The following is an 18830-nucleotide window of genomic DNA, read 5'->3' on the forward strand; positions in this document are numbered from 1 at the left end:
AGATCAAGCATTGTCCACGTCGGCGTTCTCAACCAACAATGCTTTGTGTTTCATGTGATTCGGCTCGGGTGTGCATCGGTGATCGTGGAACCGTAGGCACCGCAGCCGAGATGGCGCTGTGGAACCGCGTCGCGATCAGTTCGGCCAAGCCGGGGTGGTTGCCCAGCGGGGGGGTCACCACGTCGGCGCCGCAGGCGCGCAGCCGCTCCTGGAACAGGCCTTCGGCCAGCAGATAGGAGACGACCACGACCCGGCGGGCCCCGTCGCGCCGCGCGGCGCGAACAGCGGTGCGGAGGTCGGGACGGCCGGTTGCGGCAAACCCGAGGGTCACCGGTGAACCGGTAAGTGCGCACAGGAACGCGCGCGCCGTGCGCAGGTCGTCGAGCGCCCGTCGATCCGATGTCCCAGCCGCGGCCAATATCACCGAATCATCCGGGCGCCAGCCGGATTCCAGCAGCTGCTGGATGAGGATTCTGGCGATCTCCCGGCTGGGGCCCAGTGGCGGGGTGACGGTGACGTCGGGGTGGCCACTGGCCGCGACGTGCGCCGGCAGGTCGATGCGGACGTGGTAGCCGCGGGACAGGAAGGCGGGTACCACGATTGCCGATTGCGCCGAGCCCCGTCCCGGCGCAGGTCGGCCGAGCACTTCGCTGGGTGTGGGACCCAACACGTCGACAAATGCCACCTGCACGGTCTGCTTCAGCAGCGCGCTCACCCGCGCCGCCAGGTCGCCGATCATCGCGACACCGGCCGGCCGGCGGGTGCCGTGCGCCGTGAGTATCAGGTGCATGCGGTGTCGTCCTGGGTGTCGAGCGCCAGCCGGTAACCACGCTTGACCACCGTCGCGATGATGTTTTTGTCGCCCAGCGCCGTGCGCAGCCGCAATACGGCGGTGTCTACCGCGTGAGTGTCGTCGCCGTTTCTGGGAAGCACATTCAGCAGCTCGCTGCGGGCGACGACGTCTCCGGGGCGCTTGGTCAAGGCGCGCAATATCGCCATGCCCGACCCCGACAGTGTCTTGATGGAGCCATCGACGAGCACGCAGGTTCCGTGGATGTCGACGACGTGGCCCGCGGCGTTCACGGTGCAGGAGCCAAGTAGCGGAAGTTCCTCGGCGATATGACGGGCCAAGGCGCCCAGCCGCATTCGCTCCGGCGATGAGGTGGGCACCCCCTTGCGGATCAAGGGGCGAGAGGTGACGGGGCCGACGCACATCGCGTGTACGTCGTTGCGCAGCGCCTCGAGCAGTTCCTCTTCGATATCCAGCTCGCGGCCACGCTCGAGCACCGCGGCCGCGGCGGGCGCAGAGGTGAAACTCACCGCGTCGAACTGTCGCCGGGCGATCTCGGTGACCAATTGGTCGAATGCGCCGCCCAATGGCGTTGGCTTCCAGCGGTACACCCGAATGGGCACCACCTCGGCCCCCGCCGCGCGGAGGCCGCCGACAAACTCGGGGAAGGGATCCCAGCCATCGGCCGCGCCGTGTAGCTGAATGGCGATCCGCTGACCGGCGACCCCGGATTCAAGCAGGTATTCCAGAACTTCTTGCGAGGATTCCGATTCTGGCGACCATTCTTCGCGCAAGCCCGCCGCGCGTAGCTCGCCGGTCGCCTTCGGTCCGCGCGATATGGTCCGGCCTACCGACAACGCATCAACGAGTTCGCCGGCCAGCCCCCACCCCTCGGCCGCGGCTACCCAGCCCCGGAAACCGATACCGGTGTGGGCCACCAGGATGTCGGGTGGGTTGGCGATCAACGCCTCCGTATTGCCCTGGAGTTCGTAGTCTTCGGGCAGCGCGATCATGTTGATCGCAGGGGCACTGGAGACGTCGGCACCGTGGCGGCGCAGAAGTGCGCACAACTCCTCGGCCCGGCGAGAAGACGTCACCGCAATCCGGTAGCCCCGCAGTGGCTCAGATTTTTGCTGGGCCATATGTCGTGTCTAAGCGTGTGAGGTTTCGGATGCGTTACCAAGCAATTGCTGCCGCATTGCCCACCTCTGCGACCCCAGTCACACTCGGGCCAGCCGGGATCCGGATGCCGTCCCCGCGGTACCGGCGACCGGGACCGCTCGGCGCCCGTATCTCGACCAGGTCAGAAGCGCGGCGCCGACGTAAAACAGCAGGAAGACCCAATAGGCGGAGGTGTCTGTTCCGGTGCTCAGATAGGACTGTCGCAGCGCCAGATTGATGCCCACGCCCCCGAGGGCGCCAAAGGCGGCGACAAATCCGATCACTGCTCCCGACATGGCCTATGACCAGCGGCGTCGCTCGTATTCGCTGATCTGGTTCCGGTGGCTGAGCGCCTCGAAGACCGAGGGGATCATCTTGTACACCGAACCGTTGCCCAGGCCGGCGAGCGCAAAAAGGGCCAGGAAGCCGCCGATGTAGCCCGCAGTCATCGCCACGGTGGCCGGACCAGGGGTGTGGTCACCGTGGGTACTGATGGCCACCAACAGCCCAGTAAACAACGCCATCGTGAGGAAGACCGCCAGGGTGACCCGGCTGCCGCCGACCCGATCCGCCAGTCGGCCGCCGTAGATCCGGGCCAGCGAGCCCAGTGCCGGCCCGATGAAGGCGAACTCGGCCGCGTGCAGGGCGGCCTGTGCGTGGCTTTGTCCGCTACCGACGAAGTTGATCTGCAGCACCTGGCCAAACGCGAAGGAGAACCCGATCCAGGAGCCGAAAGTGCCCAGATAGAGCAGGGCCAGTACCCACGTGTCGCGCTGGGTGAGGATGGCCCGCAAATGGCCCACGTCATAGGTGGCGTGCGCCAGGTTATCCATCTGGCGGGCCGCTCCGACGGCGACGACCGTCAACAGCAACAGATACAGTCCGCACACCCAATACGGCTGGTGATAGCCGGCGATCGCGATCACCAGCAGCCCCACCAGCTGAATCATGGGGACGCCGAGATTGCCGGCGCCGGCGTTGAACCCGAGAGCGAAGCCTTTGCGCCGATGCGGGTAGAAGGCGTTGGTGTTGGTCATCGACGCCGCGTAGTTGGCGCCACCGCATCCGGTCAATGCGGCGCATGCCAGATACGGCCACAGCGGCAACCCGGGTGGCTCAGCAACCAGATCGTGCCGATGGTGGGAATGGCCAGCACCGCAATCGAAAACACGGTCCAGTTCCGGCCGCCGAAGGTGGCGATACCCAGCGAATACGGGATGCGCAGGCAGGCCGCAACAAAGGTGGCTGTGGCGCCGAGCAGGAATTTGTCCGCAGCGGAGAAGCCGTAAACGTCGTAGGGCATGAACAGCACCAACACCGGCCAGAGCGTCCAAACCCCAAGGCGACGTGTTCGCATGCGGTGATCCACAGCAGGTTGCGGCGAGCGACGGCGTGGTTGCTGGCCTCCCAAGCCTGGGCGTCTTCGGGATCCCAGTGCTCGATCCGATGGTTGCGGTTCATGTTGGCGTCTGCACCTTTCGCCGACGGTGGCGCCGCTTTTCCGGCAATCATGCGTTGAGAAGTCAGGCGAGTCTCGAGATGAATCACGAATGAAGAGGCATGCGCCACCGCCTGTTTCGATGCTCACATCGATCATGCAAGCCGGTCAACTCGAAGGGGCGGATATGGGCTGAAAGTTGAATCGCAGTTATCTGAAAACTGGCTGGCAGGAAGACGCGGCGCCGAGAGGTATTACCAGACGTCTCCCGCGCGCCAGTCGCACATCAATTCGGCGGAGGTGTCCAGGCTGGCATCGACCGGCAGCACAAACACGGTTCCGTCATCATCGGGTGTGGGAGTGGGGCCGGTGGGGGACAGCACCGATGTCGGGCCGTGCCACGGCAACCAGCCTCGAGATGTGTACGGCCGGCGGGCGCCCGCCGAGGAACTGAGCGCCCCCAGTTCGTAGGCGCCACGAATCACTTGCTCGGTGGCGTCCAACACCGCAGTCGCCAGTCCTTGGCCACGCCAATCCTCTCGCACCGCAACACCTTCGACATAGCCACAACGCAGGGCGCTACCGCGGTAGATAAGACGCCGCTGCACCACGGCGCCGTGCGCGATGATCGCGCCGCGATGCCAGATCAGGGCGTGCATACCGCCCAGGGCGTGTTCCCAATCGTTATCGGTGAAGTCGCCGGCAAAGGCGGCGGTGACCATCTGGCGAATGCCCTGACGCGTCTCACTGTCCAGATCGGCGGTATGGACCAGCCGAGCCGTGTGAACCTCTGTATGCACTATTTCTGTCTACCAGTGCCCGCGCGTCAGCGGCGAGGGCGTGCCCAGTGCAGCCATACGTGCTGACCGGGCCGCACCTGGGCCACCTTGTCGATGTCGTCATCGATCACCACACCCACCACCGGGTAGCCGCCCGTGATCGGGTGATCGGGCCCCAGGATCACCGGTAATCCGTTGGGCGGTACCTGGATTGCGCCGCGAGTGGTCCCTTCGCTGGGCAACTGGCGGTCTGGATTGCGGTGCGTCAGCGGGCGGCCGACCAATCGCGTTCCCACCCGGTCGCTTTGACCGGAGACCACCCAGTCGGTGTTTACCAGCGCTTCGGGATCAACGAACCAGTCATCGCGCGGTCCCGGTATCGCCCGCAGTTCGACCACTCGGTCGGTGATGGCGGCCACCGGCGCCTGGTCGAGTTCCGGATAATCCTGCGAACGGTCGCCGATCGGCAGCACATCCCCGGTCCGTAATGGCGCCGGGCCGATTGCCGACATCACGTCATAGCTGCGTGAACCCAGCACGGGGGTGACGCTGATACCACCGCGCACCGCTAGATAGGTACGCAGTCCCGCATTGGGAGTTCCCAGTGAGATTACCGAGCCATCGCGGACATGATGAATGCTGTTGGTGCCGAACAACGTTCCGTTGACGGTTGGGTCGGTGTCGGCTCCGGTCACCGCGATGTCGATGTCGCCGCCACGAACCCGGGCCGAAAAGCCTCCCAGCGTGACCTCGACGGTCGCCCAGTCGTCGGGATTGGCGACCAAGCGGTTCGCCAGCGTGTGCGAGCGACGGTCGGCCGCCCCGGACCGCCCGACTCCCAGGTGGCCCAGACCGGCCCGGCCGAGGTCCTCGACGATGGCCAACGGCCCGCTGCGCAGTATTTCCAGGGTTATCACGACGGATCCTCCTCGCTACGCCGGCCGGAACTGTACCCACATGCCCTGGGTGAGCAGGGCCGGGTTGGGCCGGTCAATGTCCCACAACACTGCGTCGGTATGGCCGATGATCTGCCACCCGCCGGGGGAGTGCCGCGGGTATACCGCGCTGTATTCGCCTGCCAGCGCGACCGACCCGGCCGGCACCGAGGTCCGCGGCTCGGACCTGCGGGGCACCTGCAGCCGAGGATCGCCGCCGATGAGGTAGGCAAACCCGGGCGCGAATCCGCTGAACCCGACGCGCCACCGGGTGGCGGTGTGGGCGTGGATGACCTGTGCGGTGGTCAGACCGGTATGGCTGGCGACCTCGGCAAGATCGGGACCGTCGTAGATGACGTCGATGACCGGCGCCGGCAGCGGTTCGCCCTGGTGCTCGGACGCGAGCAGGTCGGGGTCGACGGGCAGCCGGCGTATCCGCTGCCGGGTAACCCCTTGGAAGCGGGGACCGGCGAGCTTCACCAACACCGTGCGGGAGGCCCCGACGATGTCGACCACGCCGGGCAGCGCAGCGGCGCGTAGGGTCTGCGTCCACGCCAACACCTGCGCGGTGCTGTCACACTCCAGCATCAGCGCTTGATCGCCGTAGTCGAAAATGTTGCGCGTCACCATGTCCGCCGCAAGCTCGGTTGAGATATCGGTCACACTCATTCTTCGACGTTAGCCCCGGATTCGGCGGTGGGCGAGAAATTTTCGAGCACTGCCAGAAGGGCCTTAGCGGATGCTCAGACCCGCGCGGTCGGTGGCCGAATAATCGGCAATCTCAGCCCAATACCTTCGCGATCAGCGCGGGCAATTCATCGGCCACCACGGGATAACTCAGGGGCGACGCAAACGCGATCGCGCCGGCCTGATCGTCGGTGGTGAAGACATGGCGTTTCTGCTCGGTCGCCGCTGATGCCGCAATCTCGGGGTCGGCCAGCAACGCCTGTTCGTCTTCGGGGCTCTCGGTCAGCCAGATCAGCACGTCGGCGGAATCGAGCACCTCCTTGATGTGATCGCGCGGGATCACACCGCGTTGATCGACGGCGAAGGGTTTGATGTCCTCGGAGATGACCAGACCCATCTCGTTGAGAAAGTCGGTCCGCCAGCCGGCCATCGTTGCGATGACATTGCCCTGCCAAAGCCGCCCCTGCAGTAACAGTGCTTTTTTGCCCATCCATTGCGGATGCTGTTGTGCCACAGCGGCGAACTTCTGGTCGACGGCGTCGATCAGGGACTTCATCTGCGCGCTCTGAAACACCGCCTCACCGACTGTGCTGGCCTGCAGCTTCCAGGGCTCGAAGAACGCGTCACCGCCCGATTGCGGGATGGTGGGGGCGATCGCAGACAGCTTCTGATAGGTCTCGGCGTCGACTCCGGCGTTGATGGCCACAATGAGATCGGGTTTGAGGTTCGCGATCTGGTCGACCTGAATCCCGTCGTCGAGGCTCAACACCACCGGCTGTGCCGCGCCGAGTTTGGGCTGCGCCCAGGGCCACACCGCGAACGGCTGGTCCCCGAACCATCGGGTGACGGCGATGGGCACGACCCCCAGCGCGAGCAAGTCGTCTTGTTCGGTAAAACCGGCGCTGACCACGCGCTTGGGCGGCTCCTTGATGACGGTCTGGCCGAACAAGTGGGTGATGGTCACCGCCCCGGTATCAGCGGTGCCCGCCTGCGGCTTGGATGACGAGCACGCCGCGACCCCGCTGGCGAGCAGCCCTGTGGCCGCCGCGACCTGCAGGAATCCGCGCCGACTCCATCCCTGTTGCATCGCGTGAGATTATCGCGTGCCTGACCCTCACCCCGCCACAGCACCGGCTGGTGCACGCTTGGCCGGGGCACCGCGCGTGCGTGGGTGCGGCGATGTTTCTAACAGCGGGGCCGCGACCGTTGTGATTTTTGCGTTGCGACGACGTAACTGCGACCACCTAGTTCGGTAACAGCCCGTCGTTAGTGTCGACTCGTTCGTGCGTCCTCGGCCCATTCGGCCGCGGATTGGCCGCTTTCTTGCACAGGAGACGTAGATGACCATCACCCCGGTACGCCAGCACACCGCACCGCGCGAGCAGCACGCCGGACGCCACTGGATTCATGACTGGCGCCCCGAAGATCCCGAATTCTGGGACACGATCGGCCGGCCGATCGCCCGGCGCAACTTGGTTTTCTCCATCTTCGCCGAGCACATCGGGTTCAGCGTGTGGATGTTGTGGAGCATCGTGGTCGTGCAGATGATGGCCGTTGGTGCACCGGGGCATCCCAGCCATCCCGCCGCGTCGGGCTGGGCACTTTCGCCCAGCCAAGCCCTGTGCCTGGTCGCTGTTCCCAGCGGTGTCGGCGCACTGTTGCGATTGCCCTATACCTTCGCGATCCCGGTTTTCGGCGGCCGCAACTGGACGACCATCTCCGCAAGCTTGTTGGTGATTCCCTGTCTGCTGCTGTCCTGGGCGGTAAGTCACCCCGGCATACCCTTTGTGCTGCTGACGCTGATCGCCGCGACCGCCGGTGTGGGCGGCGGCAACTTCGCCTCGTCGATGGCCAACATTTCGTTCTTCTACCCCGAGAAGGACAAAGGCTGGGCACTGGGCCTCAACGCGGCCGGAGGCGACATTGGCGTCGCGGTAGTGCAAAAGATCATTCCGCCGATCGTGGTCGCCGGTGGCGGGATGGCGCTGGCGCGGGCCGGATTGTTCTATGTGCCACTGGCGGTCGTCGCCGCGGTCTGCGCCTTTGCGTTCATGGACAACCTCGCCGAGGCGAAGGCCGACGTGAAGCCGGTTTGGCAGTCGCTGCGCCACGCCGACACCTGGATCCTGGCCCTGTTGTACATCGGTACCTTCGGATCCTTCATCGGCCACTCGGCGGCGTTTCCGACACTGCTCAAGACCGTCTTCGATCGCGGCGACATCGCCTTGGGCTGGGCGTTTCTGGGGGCGGGCATCGGATCGGTGATCCGGCCGCTGGGCGGCAGGCTGGCCGATCGCGTTGGCGGCGCCCGCGTCACCGCGGTCAGCTTTCTGATGCTCGCGATCGGGGCGGCCGCCGCGCTGTGGTCGGTGCAGATCGTCAACTTGCCGCTGTTCTTCGCCAGCTTCATGTTCTTGTTCGTGGCCACCGGCATCGGAAACGGATCGACCTATCGCATGATCTCGCGGATCTTCAAGGTCAAAGGTGAGCTCGCGGGCGGTGACCCCGACACGATGGTGCAGATGCGCCGCCAAGCCGCCGGTGCCTTGGGTGTCATCTCGGCGGTCGGCGCCTTCGGTGGGTTCCTGGTGCCCCTGGCCTACGCGTGGTCGAAGGCCCAGTTCGGCAATATCGAACCCGCGCTGCGCTTCTATGTGGTCTTTTTCCTCGCGCTGCTATTCGTCACCTGGCACTGCTACCTACGCAGCAAGACTCCGATGGCGCAGCTAGGGGTGTGATCAGCCGTCGGCTCCGGGCCTGCCCCGGCCATCGGGGGGCCGGTAGCCGTGCCACGGGTTGTACTCGGCGATCAGCTCCTCCTGCGGGGGACGCGCCTCGGGCGGTATGTGCTGCAGGTTAATCCGGATGCGGTACCAGATCGAGCTCGGCCCGCGCATGCCGTCCACCAACACATCGGCGGGTTGCAGCCGATCCGCCACCGCGGGATGGCGAGCGCGCCAGGTGTCCAGGGCGGCCATCGCCTCGTCCTTGGTCTTGGTGCGGGCGACTTCGATCAGCGGCATGCTCGGCTGCCGGCGGCCATCGCTGCGCTTGCCCGCGCCGGTGGGAGCGCGCTGGGGCGGGCCCAGTTCCTCGGCAAGCATCAGCAGCCGGTCCAGCGCGCCCGCGGCGTCGTCCATGCCCGACCACGGGTCGCCCATTTCTGCGAACCGGTCGGGGACGGTGTCGAGGGTGAAGTCCTGCGGATCGCAGTCGGCCACCTCGTGCCAGTGCAGCGGCGTGGACACCCGGGCATCGGGGGTGGCCCGCACCGAATAGGCCGACGCGACCGTGCGGTCCTTGGCGTTCTGGTTGAAGTCGACGAACACTCCCTCGCGTTCCTCCTTCCACCAACGGCTGGTTGCCACGCCGGGCATCCGCCGTTCGACCTCGCGCGCGACGGTCTGCGCGGCCAGCCGAACCTGGGAAAACGACCACCGTGGCGCGATCCGGGCATAGACGTGGAAGCCCCGCGAACCAGAGGTCTTGGGCCAGGGCGTGAGCCCATAATCTTCGAGCACTTCGTGGACCACTTGCGCGACATCGAGGATGCGGCGTCACTCGACACCGGGCATCGGGTCCAGGTCGATCCGTAGTTCGTCGGGGTGATCGAGGTCGCGGGCAAGCACCGGATGTGGATTCAGGTCGACGCAGCCCAAGTTGATCGCCCAGGCCAGTCCCGCGGCATCGTGGATGACCGCTTCCTTGGCGGAGGTGCCTGACGCGTAGCGCAGCTCGGCAACGTCCACCCAGTCGGGGCGGTTGGTGGGGGCGCGCTTCTGAAACACCGCTTCCACGTCGATCCCTTTGACGAAGCGCTTGAGCATCATCGGCCGGCCGGCCACCCCGCGCAGCGCGCCATCGGCCACCGACAGGTAGTAGCGGACCAGATCGAGCTTGGTGCGGCTCGGCCGGTCGCCCTGGCTGGGGAAGACCACTCGGTCTGGGTGGGTGATCTTGACCTGCCGACCGGCCAACTCCAGTGACACCGGGCCGGTCATGGGAATCAATCGTAATTCCGATGCACTCTATGGTCGCGGTGCGACCGGCGTCACATATGGTGAACTTATGCCTAACCTCAGTGACCTGCCCGGGGTCGCAAAAATTCAGCAATACGTCGACCGCGGGGCGGCCGAACTGCACTACGTGCGCAAGATCATCGAATCAGGTGCGTTCCGGTTGGAGTCGCCGCTGAACTACGCCGCGATGGCAACCGAAATCGCGAAGTGGGGCGAGTTCGGCATGCTGCCCTCGTTCAACGCCAGACGTCATCCGCACCGCGCGGCGTGCATCGACGAAGAGGGCGAATTCACCTACCAGCAGCTCGACGAAGCCGCCCACGCCGTGGCCAACGCCCTGCTGGCCAAGGGGGTATCCGCCGGCGACGGGGTCGCCATCCTGGCGCGCAACCACCGTTGGTTTTTGATCGCCAACTATGGTGCTGCCCGGGCAGGCGCCCGCATCATCTTGCTCAACAGCGAGTTCTCCGGCCCACAAATCAAAGAGGTCTCGGAGCGCGAAGGCGCCAAGCTGATCATTTATGACGACGAGTACACCGGCGCGGTCAGCAAAGCCGAGCCGCCGTTGGGCAAGCTGCGGGCGCTGGGCGTCAATCCCGATTCCGAGGAGGACTCGGGCAGCACCGACGAAACGCTGGCCGAACTCATCGCCCGCAGCAGCACCGCGCCGGCGCCCAAGGCCGGCAAGCATGCGTCGATCATCATTCTGACCAGTGGCACCACCGGCACCCCCAAGGGCGCCAACCGCAGTACCCCGCCGACGCTGGCGCCGGTCGGGGGCATCTTGTCGCACGTCCCGTTCAAGGCCAACGAGGTGACCTCGCTGCCGGCGCCGATGTTCCACGCGCTGGGGTACCTGCACGCCACCATCGCGATGTTCCTGGGCTCGACGCTGGTGTTGCGACGCAAGTTCAAGCCGCAGCTGGTGCTCGAAGACATCGAGAAGCACAAGGTGACCGCCATGGTCGTGGTGCCGGTGATGCTGTCGCGTCTTCTCGACGCGGTGGAGAAGATAGACAAGAAGCCAGACCTGTCCAGCCTGAAGATCGTGTTCGTATCCGGCTCCCAGTTGGGCGCCGAACTGGCCAGCCGCGCACTCAAAGACCTCGGTCCGGTTATCTACAACATGTACGGCTCGACCGAGATCGCGTTTGCCACCATCGCCGGGCCCGAGGATCTGCAACGCAACGCCGCGACGGTGGGACCCGTCGTCAAAGGCGTCAAGGTCAAGATCCTCGACGACAACGGCAACGAGGTCTCGCAGGGCCAAGTCGGCCGCATCTTCGTGGGCAACGCCTTCCCCTTCGAGGGCTACACCGGTGGCGGCCACAAGCAGATCATCGACGGTCTGATGTCCTCAGGTGACGTCGGCTACTTCGATGAGCACGGGCTGCTCTACGTCAGCGGTCGTGACGACGAGATGATCGTCTCCGGCGGGGAAAACGTGTTCCCGGCCGAAGTCGAGGATCTGATCAGCGGGCATCCCGACGTGGTGGAGGCCACCGCGCTCGGCGTCGACGACAAGGAGTGGGGCGCGCGGCTGCGCGCGTTCGTGGTCAAGAAGCCCGACACCGACCTCGACGAGGAGACCGTCAAGCACTACGTGCGCGACCACCTGGCCCGCTACAAGGTTCCCAGGGAAGTGATCTTCCTCGAGGAGTTGCCGCGCAACCCCACCGGCAAGATCCTCAAACGCGAGCTGCGTGAGATGGAGATCGAGTAGCCGGTCATTGGCTCCGCAGTTCATCGCTGCCCGTAGCGGCTGCGCTAGTTGTCAGGTGGCGGTGTTGGTGACGACCGCCTGGTATCGCCCGGCCGTCGACGACATCCCCACCGGTATCGCACCGAGCGGTCGGTGTCCACCACCACGAACTGCCCTGCACCTACGAAGTGCCTTCCGGTCGAGAACCTGAGCCGCCGCAGTCCCGCGAATCTCCTGCCGGACAGACACTTCCGTGTATCTAGAGGACGACGACCTCAATCACCGGTGAACAATCCGGGGCGGAGCACGTCGATGCTCAGTGCTCGGCTGAGCCGGGGAGGCGCCTCGCTTTGGAAACGAGGATGGAGGCATGCCGAATTCATCAGTGATCGACTCATTCTTGCCCGTCTGACGATCCGTGATAAGCAGTTCGCCGGGCGCGCCACGCTGGCAGTGAACTTCTAGAGTCCGACGGCCTGTTCCAGGCCATGCAGTGACGTCTCCAGGTGTAGCAGGAGTCGCTGCAAGTGCGGGACACTGCGACGGCACCCGCCTAGGGCGTGTCTGCTTAATGTGAATGGTGTTTTGGCTGATGCTGTTTGGGTGATGCGGACGCATGCGATTTCTGATGATTTGTGGTCGCTGATCGTGGCGGTGTTGCCTGCGGGGCGGCGGCGTGGCCGGCCGTGGAACGATCATCGACGTACTCTGGAGGGCATTATCTGGCGTTACCGTGCGGGATCTCCGTGGTGTGACCTGCCCGAGCACTTCGGTCCCTGGCAATCGGTGGCCGAGAGGCATCTACGCTGGTCGGTCGATGGCATCTACGCGCGGATCTTCGCGGCGATCGCCTCTGACCTCGACGCCGAGGACGCCGACCTGGGCGCACTGTTGTCGGTCGATTCGACCAGTGTGCGCGCCCACCGACACGCAGCCGGAGCGCGCTCCGGGCGCCGCACAGGGGGATCTGTCGAATTACAAGAAATATCTCGATGAGCCCGATGACCACGCCATTGGGCGTTCCCGCGGCGGGCTGACTACCAAGATCCACGCCTTGACCGACCAGCTGTGCAGTCCGGTCACCCTGGCACTGTCGGCCGGTCAAGCCGGTGATAATCCGATGCTTTGGCCATTGCTGGCCGCCCGGTGCAGCAACTCATACGCCCCGTATCGCCTGCTGGCGGACAAGGCGTACTCCTATGACTCGACGCGGGCACAGCTGCGCCGGCTCAAGATCGCCCATACCATCCCCGAGCGCAGCGACCAGATCACCCGCCGCAAAGCCAAAGGCCGCAACGGAGGACGGCCTCCGGGGTTCTCAGGCCGAATCTACAAGCACCGTAACACCGTCGAGCGAAGCTTCAACCGGCTCAAACACTGGCGCGCGGTCGCCACCTGCTACGACAAATACGCCCTGACCTACCTCAGCGGTGTCACCCTGGCCGCCATCATCACCTACCACCGCGTCCGCAATTAGCAGACAGGACCTAGGCCGAATTCGAGCGTGCCGGCGTTGCTGAGCAGAGTGATGCTCAGCGCCTGACCGTCGTGAGCGATCGACAGTGGATAGATGCTGTCCAGCCGGGCCCCGTGCCAGTACATGGGTTTGGTCGGTCCCGGCAGGTTCGACACAATGACATTGAACGACGGCTTTGTCCATGGGACGAAGCCCGGAACAGCTGTCAGCGTCAAAGGCGCCATATTGAAGGCCCACAACGCTTTTGCCTGCAGCGGGGACAATTCGGAAAATGCCTTCTTGTTTCGGCGCATCGACTGACTGATCATTTCCAGTCGTTTCGCCGGATCCGTGTTGTCGGTCGCGAGACCGCAAAGCACGGTCCCGACCATGGTGCCGCCGGAGTCATCGGTTTGCGAGCGCAGGCTAACCGGGACCAAGGCAACTAGCGGCGCATCCGGTAGCGCATTCTGCTCGAGCAAGTACTGGCGCAACGCACCGGCGCACATTGCCAGCACTACATCGTTGATGGTGACCTCCGCGCATTTCGCTACGGCCCGGAACCGATCCAACGACCATGACTGCGCTGCGCATCGGCGCGCGCCGCCGACCTTTACGTTGAACAGGGTGCGTGGAGCCCCAAATGGCAGGGTCAACTGCTGCTCAACCAGCGCAGCGCGGATCAAGGACACTGTCGATGGACCGAGTGCCATCAGAGATCCCGCCGTGTTGGCCAGCGATCCCAGCCTGGAGGAGCCAACCGCGTGATCGGGCTGCGGGGGCAGATTCCATGGTGCCCGCACTTCGGTGTCGCGAGGGTCATCCGAAAGTGCGCGCTGCAGCAGCATCAATGCCGAGGCACCGTCGAGCAGGGCATGGTGGAACTTGGAGTAGATCGCGAACCGGCTGTCTGCCAACCCGTCCACCACATGCATTTCCCACAACGGGTAATGGCGATCGAGCAGGTGGCTGTGTAGCTGAGAAACCAATTGGAGCAGCTCGCGTACCCTCCCGGGATACGGAAGCACCGAACGTCGCACGTGATAATCGGTATCGATCTCGTTGTCGTACTGCCAGCCCAGGCTGGTAATACCGCCCAATAATGTTGCGGGGCGCTTACGGAATGCGGGTTGTCCCTCCCGATTTGCCGCCAGGCATCTATATATCTCATCGACAAATCCCGGACCGGCCGCGTCGGGAGGGTCGAACAGCTGCAAACCGGCCACATGCATGGGGTGCTCGCGGGACTCGGTGAACAGGAAGGACGCATCGGTCGGCATCATCAATTCCATCGAAGTCATTAGACAGCGGGGGCCCATGGCGAGCAACCGGCATCGATGAAACTGTCGGCGGATCCCACAGCAGAGATCGTGAAATATGCGGCGCACAACAGGTCGCCGCCGGCATCTTCATTTCATGGCGACGTCGAGTTGCTGGCTGAACCTGATCGAGCCTTGGTTCAAGGAACTGGCCGGTGCGCGAACCCCGCCGCGGATCGAATCGAATCGCAGACAGACCGCTTGCGGCCTACGGGTCGCGGGGCAGGCCTAGCAGCCGCTCGGCGATGATGTTGAGCTGCACCTCGGAGGTGCCGCCGTAGATCGTGGTGGCGCGACTGGATAGCAGGTACTCGCCCCACTTACCGGCCAACTCGTCGGTGTCGCCGATCGCGGCATCCGTGCCGAACGACGACACGGCGAACTCCGCGTAGCCCTGACCGGTGCGCATCGACAGCAGCTTGGATATCGCCGCCGACGGCATGGCGTCCCCACCCGAGAGGGTCAACAGGGTGGAGCGCAGGTTGAGCACCTTGGCGGCGTGCCCCTCGGCGATCAGGTGTCCGGCGCGGTGCTGGGCGACCTGATCGAACTGGCCGTCCCGGACGAACTCGACGAACTGCGGCAAGGTGGCCAGGAAGTTGTTGTCGGTGCTGCCAATCGATACTCGTTCGGCGGTCAGGGTGTTGCGGCTGACTTCCCAGCCCCGGTTGACTTCGCCCAGGACATACTCGTCCGGGACGAACACATCGTCGATGTAGACGGTGTTGAACATTTCGTGGCCGGTCAGCTCGCGCAGCGGCTTTACCTGTACGCCTTCGCTTTTCATGTCCAGCAGGAAGTAGGTGATGCCGTTGTGCTTGGGTGCGTTCGGGTCGGTTCTGGCCAGTAGTGCTCCCCATTGCGAGTACTGAGCGGCGGTGGTCCAAATTTTCTGTCCGGTAATGCGCCAGCCGCCGTCTACCCGCGTCGCCTTCGTGCTCAGGCCGGCCAGGTCCGAGCCGGCGCCGGGCTCCGAGAACAGCTGGCACCAGATCATCTCGCCGCGGAAGGTGGGCGGCAGAAATCGTTGCTTCTGCTCTTCGGTACCGAACGCCACGATCGACGGGAGGATCCAAGCCGCGATGCCGACCTGGGGCCGTTTTACCCGACCGGTGCTGAACTCCTGGGCGATGATGACCTGCTCGACCGGGCTGGAGGCCCGTCCCCAGGGCTTGGGCAGATATGGCAGCACCCAGCCGCCTTCGGCGATCGCGGCCTTTCGGGGCTCCCGATCCATCTGCTTGAGGGCCTCCACATCGGCGCGAATCTCGGCCCGCAGCTTCTCGGTGTCGGGATCCAAGTCGATGTCCACCGCTCGCATGCCCGTGGTGGTGGCGGTGTCCACCACCCGCTGTGGGTACTCGACGCTGCGGCCGAAACAGGCCGCCAGCATCAGGGCCCGGCGGTAGTAGACGTTGGTGTCGTGCTCCCAGGTGTAGCCGATGCCGCCGTGCACCTGTATGCAGTCCTGGGTGCAGCGCTGGGCTGCGGCCGGTGCCAGTGTCGCGGCGACGGCCGCGGCGAACTCGATGTGCGGACTGTCCTCGTCTAGCGCGCGGGCCGCGTCCCACACGGCGGCGGTGGCGCGCTCGGTGTCGGCGATCATCTCGGCGCATTTGTGCTTGATCGCCTGGAACTGGCCGATCGGCCTGCCGAACTGTTCGCGGATCTTGGCGTAGCCCGACGCGGCATCGGTGGCCCAGCGGGCTACACCCACCGCCTCGGCCGAGAGCAGGGTGGACATCAGCGCGTGGGCGGTGGTCATGCTCAGATTGCTCAGCACCACGTCATCGCCAACCTCGACGGCGTTGGCGTGGACGTGTGCGACGGGGCGCAGCGGGTCCAGGCTGCGGACCGGTTCGATTTCAAGTTGCTCGGCGCGCAGCACCACCCACTCGTCGCCGCTATCGATGGCGACTGGCAGCACCAGAATGGAGGCCTGGGCTGCGGCTGGAACCGCGCGGACCTCGCCGCGGATGACTAGCACGCCACCGTCCTCTAGCCCCTGGCGCGTTGCGGTGAGCCCCGAGTCCAGCGCGTAGGCCGCGATGGCGGCACCGCTGGCGAGCTCGGAAAGCACCTTGGCCTCGGGGTCATGCACCGAAATCAGTGCGCTGGCGATCGCCGCCGGGACGAACGGACCGGGGACCGCCCCGTAGCCGAATTCGGCCAGCGCCACAGCCAGCTCGAGGATCCCGTAACCCTGTCCGCCGACGGACTCGGCGAGATGAACACCCTGCAAGCCTTGTTCGGCCGCCGCTTGCCAGTAGGGCGGTGGATTCTCGACCGGAGTTTCCATAGCCGCGTGCAGCACTTCCGACGGCGCCACGCGCGCTACCAGTGATCGCACCGAATCGGCCAGGTCCCGATGCTCAGGGGTTATCGCGATCGGCATTGCTCGCCTTCCCTTGCTTTGTTGCTGAACCGCCGTATCGGCCAAGCACCTCCAAGCTAACAATCGGCTTTGCAGTTGACCACATTGGCTAGTGACAGGCCGTCGCGCAGGCGGCGGCAGTTGTCGACGGCCTCGGTCAGATAGCGCCGCATGGTGTCGACGGTGTACCAGGTGACGTGGGGGGTGAGCACCACGTTGTCCAGGCGCAGCAACGGATTCTCGCGCACCACCGGCTCCACGGCGAACACATCGAGCCCGGCGGCGGCCAGCGATCCGCTGCGCAGCGCGTCAACCAGGGCGTCTTCGTCGACGACGGCGCCGCGAGAAGTGTTGATCAGCAATGAATTCGGCTTCATCCGGGCCAGGGCGTCGGCGTCGAGCAGCCGATCGGTGTGCGGCGTCAACGGCAGGTGCAGCGAGACGATGTCACTGGTGGCCAGCAGTTCGGGCAGGGGCCGCCAGCCGGGCCGCCCGTCGTCTCGGGTGCTGGTGTGCAGCACGGTTGCGCCCATCGCTGAGACTATGGTGGCCACCCGCTTGGCGATGTTGCCGTAACCGATCAGTCCGACGGTACAACTGCCGATGTCGCGCACCGATTCGCCCAGTTGCGGGTCGGTTGGCCAGCCCCGTCCCTGCCGGGTCGCCGCGTCGAGCTCCGGCAGCCGGCGCAGCGCTGCCAGCATGAGCAGCACCGTGCCCTCGGCGACCGAAGGCGCGTTGGCGCCGGGCATGTTGGCGACGGCGATGCCGTGCTTGGTCGCGGTCGCCACGTCGATCGTGTTCACTCCGGCGCCGAGCTTTTGGACCAGCCGCAACCGCGGCGCGCGTTGCAGGTCGGCGCCCGAGAGTGGGCGCAAGACGTGCCAAATTACCTCGGCGTGGTCCAACTCCCGATAGAAGCCACTGTCGTCGTCTTCGGCGCACCATCTGATGTCGAGCCAATCACGCTGTGCGGCAATAAATTCAAGTACCTTCTCGCCGGGGACGAAGTGGGCCAGAACTCGTAACGGCTGGTTCACTGCCACCGCTTCGCTATCCAGTCGGTGATGGTGTCGGCTTGTTCGTCGCGTGCGCCGGGGGTGGTGAAGTAGTGGTCGGTATCGATGGAGGCGCGTGCTTTGTCCGTGCTGGCGAGCCCGTCGTAGATGCACTGCGCGTCGGAGGGGAACACTCCGGTGTCGGCGTCGGCATTGATCACCAGGGCGGGACACGTGATCCGGGCTAGGTGCGGTGCCGCCCGGGTCTGCGCCACCCGCAGGCTCCACATGCCCAGCCAGTTGCGCAGCGTGCAGGCCGCGGCGATGCCGCGCGCTGAGCGGTTTGCCCGCACCGGTTTTCCGGCATAGCACAGATTGGGCTCTCGGTTGGTCGGTTCGATGCTGGCGTCGACCATGCGCGGATCGGCCCAGGTGCGCATCACGGTGAATGGCCGGTCGGAAAATCCCGCGGCGCGTACGCGTTTGAGTTCGTCCTCGGCCCAGTCGGTGATGCTCTCGTTGCGCGCCGCCTGCGCCGCCCGGTAGCGGCTGAGGAACTCTGGGGAGTATGGCGGCCCGTTGCGCTCGTTGAACAGGTCCAGGTCGGGATCGGTTGCAACGGGGTAGTTTTCGTCGATGACGGCGGCGTCCATCCAGGCCGTCAGCACTTCCGGGCGGCCGGGATGGGCGGCCGTGGCCACGTAGCCGTCCGCGGTGGGTAGTTCGTTGACGCCGGCCGCCGGGCGCGTTCCCGCCAGCGGCGTTACGTTTGGATCCACCGCCTGTGACTGATAGGCGGCCATCAGCGACCCGCCTCCGGAGTTACCCAGCAGCACCACCGTTTCCGCGCCGGCGACTTCGCGCAGCCAGCGCACCCCGACCCCGATGTCGACCAGCGCGTGGTCCAGCGCAAAGTTGCTTTCGAAGCCGCGAAACCTGGTGTTCCAGCCCAGGAACCCGATGCCGCGGGCGGCCATGTAGTCGGCGAGGTAGTGCTCGGAGAAATCGATCTGGTAGTGCGTGGCGATCATCGCCACCGTTGGCCTGGTTCCCGCGGCACGGTGATAGAGCCCTTGGCACGGGTGTCCGCCGGCACCGGCTCGTCCGGCGGTCGGCGAACTCAGCCCGACGAACTCGCGGTTGATCTCGGGTGTGCCGGTTGCAGCGGACAA

11 protein-coding genes and 5 pseudogenes are annotated in these 18830 nt (G+C 65.4%); 3 read left to right on the forward strand and 13 right to left on the reverse strand.

The features are described 5' to 3' along the window. Positions 1-28: 28 nt before the first annotated feature. The 7 genes and pseudogenes from G6N41_RS08600 to G6N41_RS08630 all read right to left on the reverse strand — a co-directional run bounded on the left by G6N41_RS08600 (position 29) and on the right by G6N41_RS08630 (position 6877). Positions 29-790: a sirohydrochlorin chelatase gene (locus G6N41_RS08600; RefSeq protein ID WP_198967121.1), complete on the reverse strand. Its 762-nt coding sequence runs from the start codon at positions 788-790 to the stop codon at positions 29-31. After that, entirely contained in the window at positions 781-1932 is a 1152-nt protein-coding gene (locus G6N41_RS08605) for a uroporphyrinogen-III synthase (protein WP_198967122.1), read from the reverse strand. The genes G6N41_RS08600 and G6N41_RS08605 overlap by 10 nt, the downstream gene beginning before the upstream one ends. Positions 1933-2010: 78 nt before the next feature. Continuing rightward, positions 2011-3412, reverse strand: a pseudogene (locus tag G6N41_RS08610) (MFS transporter). Between the two features lie 231 nt (positions 3413-3643). After that, positions 3644-4189: a GNAT family N-acetyltransferase gene (locus G6N41_RS08615; protein WP_198967123.1), complete on the reverse strand. Its 546-nt coding sequence runs from the start codon at positions 4187-4189 to the stop codon at positions 3644-3646. A 26-nt stretch (positions 4190-4215) separates the two neighbouring features. Next, positions 4216-5085 carry a 5-oxoprolinase/urea amidolyase family protein gene (locus G6N41_RS08620; RefSeq protein ID WP_198967124.1) on the reverse strand — a complete coding sequence of 290 codons (870 nt, stop codon included), beginning with the start codon at positions 5083-5085 and terminating at the stop codon, positions 4216-4218. A gap of 15 nt (positions 5086-5100) precedes the next feature. Beyond that, a complete protein-coding gene (locus G6N41_RS08625) occupies positions 5101-5772 on the reverse strand; it encodes a 5-oxoprolinase subunit B family protein (RefSeq protein ID WP_012392491.1) in 672 nt (223 codons plus the stop codon). A 112-nt stretch (positions 5773-5884) separates the two neighbouring features. Next, the gene (locus tag G6N41_RS08630) at positions 5885-6877 is read right to left on the reverse strand and encodes an ABC transporter substrate-binding protein (RefSeq protein WP_198967125.1); all 993 of its coding nucleotides are present in this window, start codon (positions 6875-6877) and stop codon (positions 5885-5887) included. A gap of 253 nt (positions 6878-7130) precedes the next feature. Here G6N41_RS08630 and G6N41_RS08635 point away from each other — a divergent pair, with 253 nt between their 5' ends. Then, entirely contained in the window at positions 7131-8528 is a 1398-nt protein-coding gene (locus G6N41_RS08635; RefSeq protein ID WP_198967126.1) for an MFS transporter, read from the forward strand. Here the strand turns inward: G6N41_RS08635 and G6N41_RS08640 are convergent. Continuing rightward, positions 8529-9791 (reverse strand): annotated as a pseudogene (locus G6N41_RS08640) (DNA polymerase domain-containing protein). It lies immediately after the preceding gene. A 67-nt stretch (positions 9792-9858) separates the two neighbouring features. Between G6N41_RS08640 and fadD2 the strand changes: the two are divergent. Continuing rightward, the gene (fadD2, locus tag G6N41_RS08645; protein WP_012392495.1) at positions 9859-11532 is read left to right on the forward strand and encodes a long-chain-fatty-acid--CoA ligase FadD2; all 1674 of its coding nucleotides are present in this window, start codon (positions 9859-9861) and stop codon (positions 11530-11532) included. 440 nt (positions 11533-11972) lie between these two features. Here fadD2 and G6N41_RS29945 read toward each other — a convergent pair. Further along, a pseudogene (locus tag G6N41_RS29945) lies at positions 11973-12068 on the reverse strand (hypothetical protein); the annotation flags it as partial. A gap of 46 nt (positions 12069-12114) precedes the next feature. On the opposite strand from G6N41_RS29945, the pseudogene G6N41_RS08650 reads away from it, so the two are divergent. Beyond that, a pseudogene (locus G6N41_RS08650) lies at positions 12115-12988 on the forward strand (IS5 family transposase). An 11-nt stretch (positions 12989-12999) separates the two neighbouring features. Here the strand turns inward: G6N41_RS08650 and G6N41_RS08655 are convergent. From G6N41_RS08655 to G6N41_RS08670, 4 genes and pseudogenes are all read right to left on the reverse strand, one after another. Continuing rightward, positions 13000-14259, reverse strand: a pseudogene (locus G6N41_RS08655) (WS/DGAT/MGAT family O-acyltransferase); the annotation flags it as partial. A 235-nt stretch (positions 14260-14494) separates the two neighbouring features. After that, positions 14495-16681, reverse strand: coding sequence for an acyl-CoA dehydrogenase (locus G6N41_RS08660; protein WP_198967127.1), 2187 nt, complete (start codon positions 16679-16681; stop codon positions 14495-14497). 56 nt (positions 16682-16737) lie between these two features. After that, positions 16738-17706, reverse strand: a complete 969-nt coding sequence (locus G6N41_RS08665; protein WP_020731551.1) for a 2-hydroxyacid dehydrogenase — start codon at positions 17704-17706, stop codon at positions 16738-16740. Next, positions 17697-18830: an alpha/beta hydrolase gene (locus G6N41_RS08670; RefSeq protein ID WP_198967128.1), complete on the reverse strand. Its 1134-nt coding sequence runs from the start codon at positions 18828-18830 to the stop codon at positions 17697-17699. Before G6N41_RS08670 ends, G6N41_RS08665 begins: the two co-directional genes overlap by 10 nt.

The sequence above is a fragment of the Mycobacterium shottsii genome (assembly GCF_010728525.1).
In the GTDB taxonomy this organism is placed as follows: Bacteria; Actinomycetota; Actinomycetes; order Mycobacteriales; family Mycobacteriaceae; genus Mycobacterium; species Mycobacterium marinum.

Coding starts and splice junctions, on each gene's coding strand:
- G6N41_RS08600 (WP_198967121.1), bottom strand. CDS start 790: ATGCACCTGATACTCACGGCGCACGGCACCCGCCGGCCGGCCGGTGTC.
- G6N41_RS08605 (WP_198967122.1), bottom strand. CDS start 1,932: ATGGCCCAGCAAAAATCTGAGCCACTGCGGGGCTACCGGATTGCGGTG.
- G6N41_RS08625 (WP_012392491.1), bottom strand. CDS start 5,772: ATGAGTGTGACCGATATCTCAACCGAGCTTGCGGCGGACATGGTGACG.
- G6N41_RS08630 (WP_198967125.1), bottom strand. CDS start 6,877: ATGCAACAGGGATGGAGTCGGCGCGGATTCCTGCAGGTCGCGGCGGCC.
- G6N41_RS08635 (WP_198967126.1), top strand. CDS start 7,131: ATGACCATCACCCCGGTACGCCAGCACACCGCACCGCGCGAGCAGCAC.
- fadD2 (WP_012392495.1), top strand. CDS start 9,859: ATGCCTAACCTCAGTGACCTGCCCGGGGTCGCAAAAATTCAGCAATAC.
- G6N41_RS08660 (WP_198967127.1), bottom strand. CDS start 16,681: ATGCCGATCGCGATAACCCCTGAGCATCGGGACCTGGCCGATTCGGTG.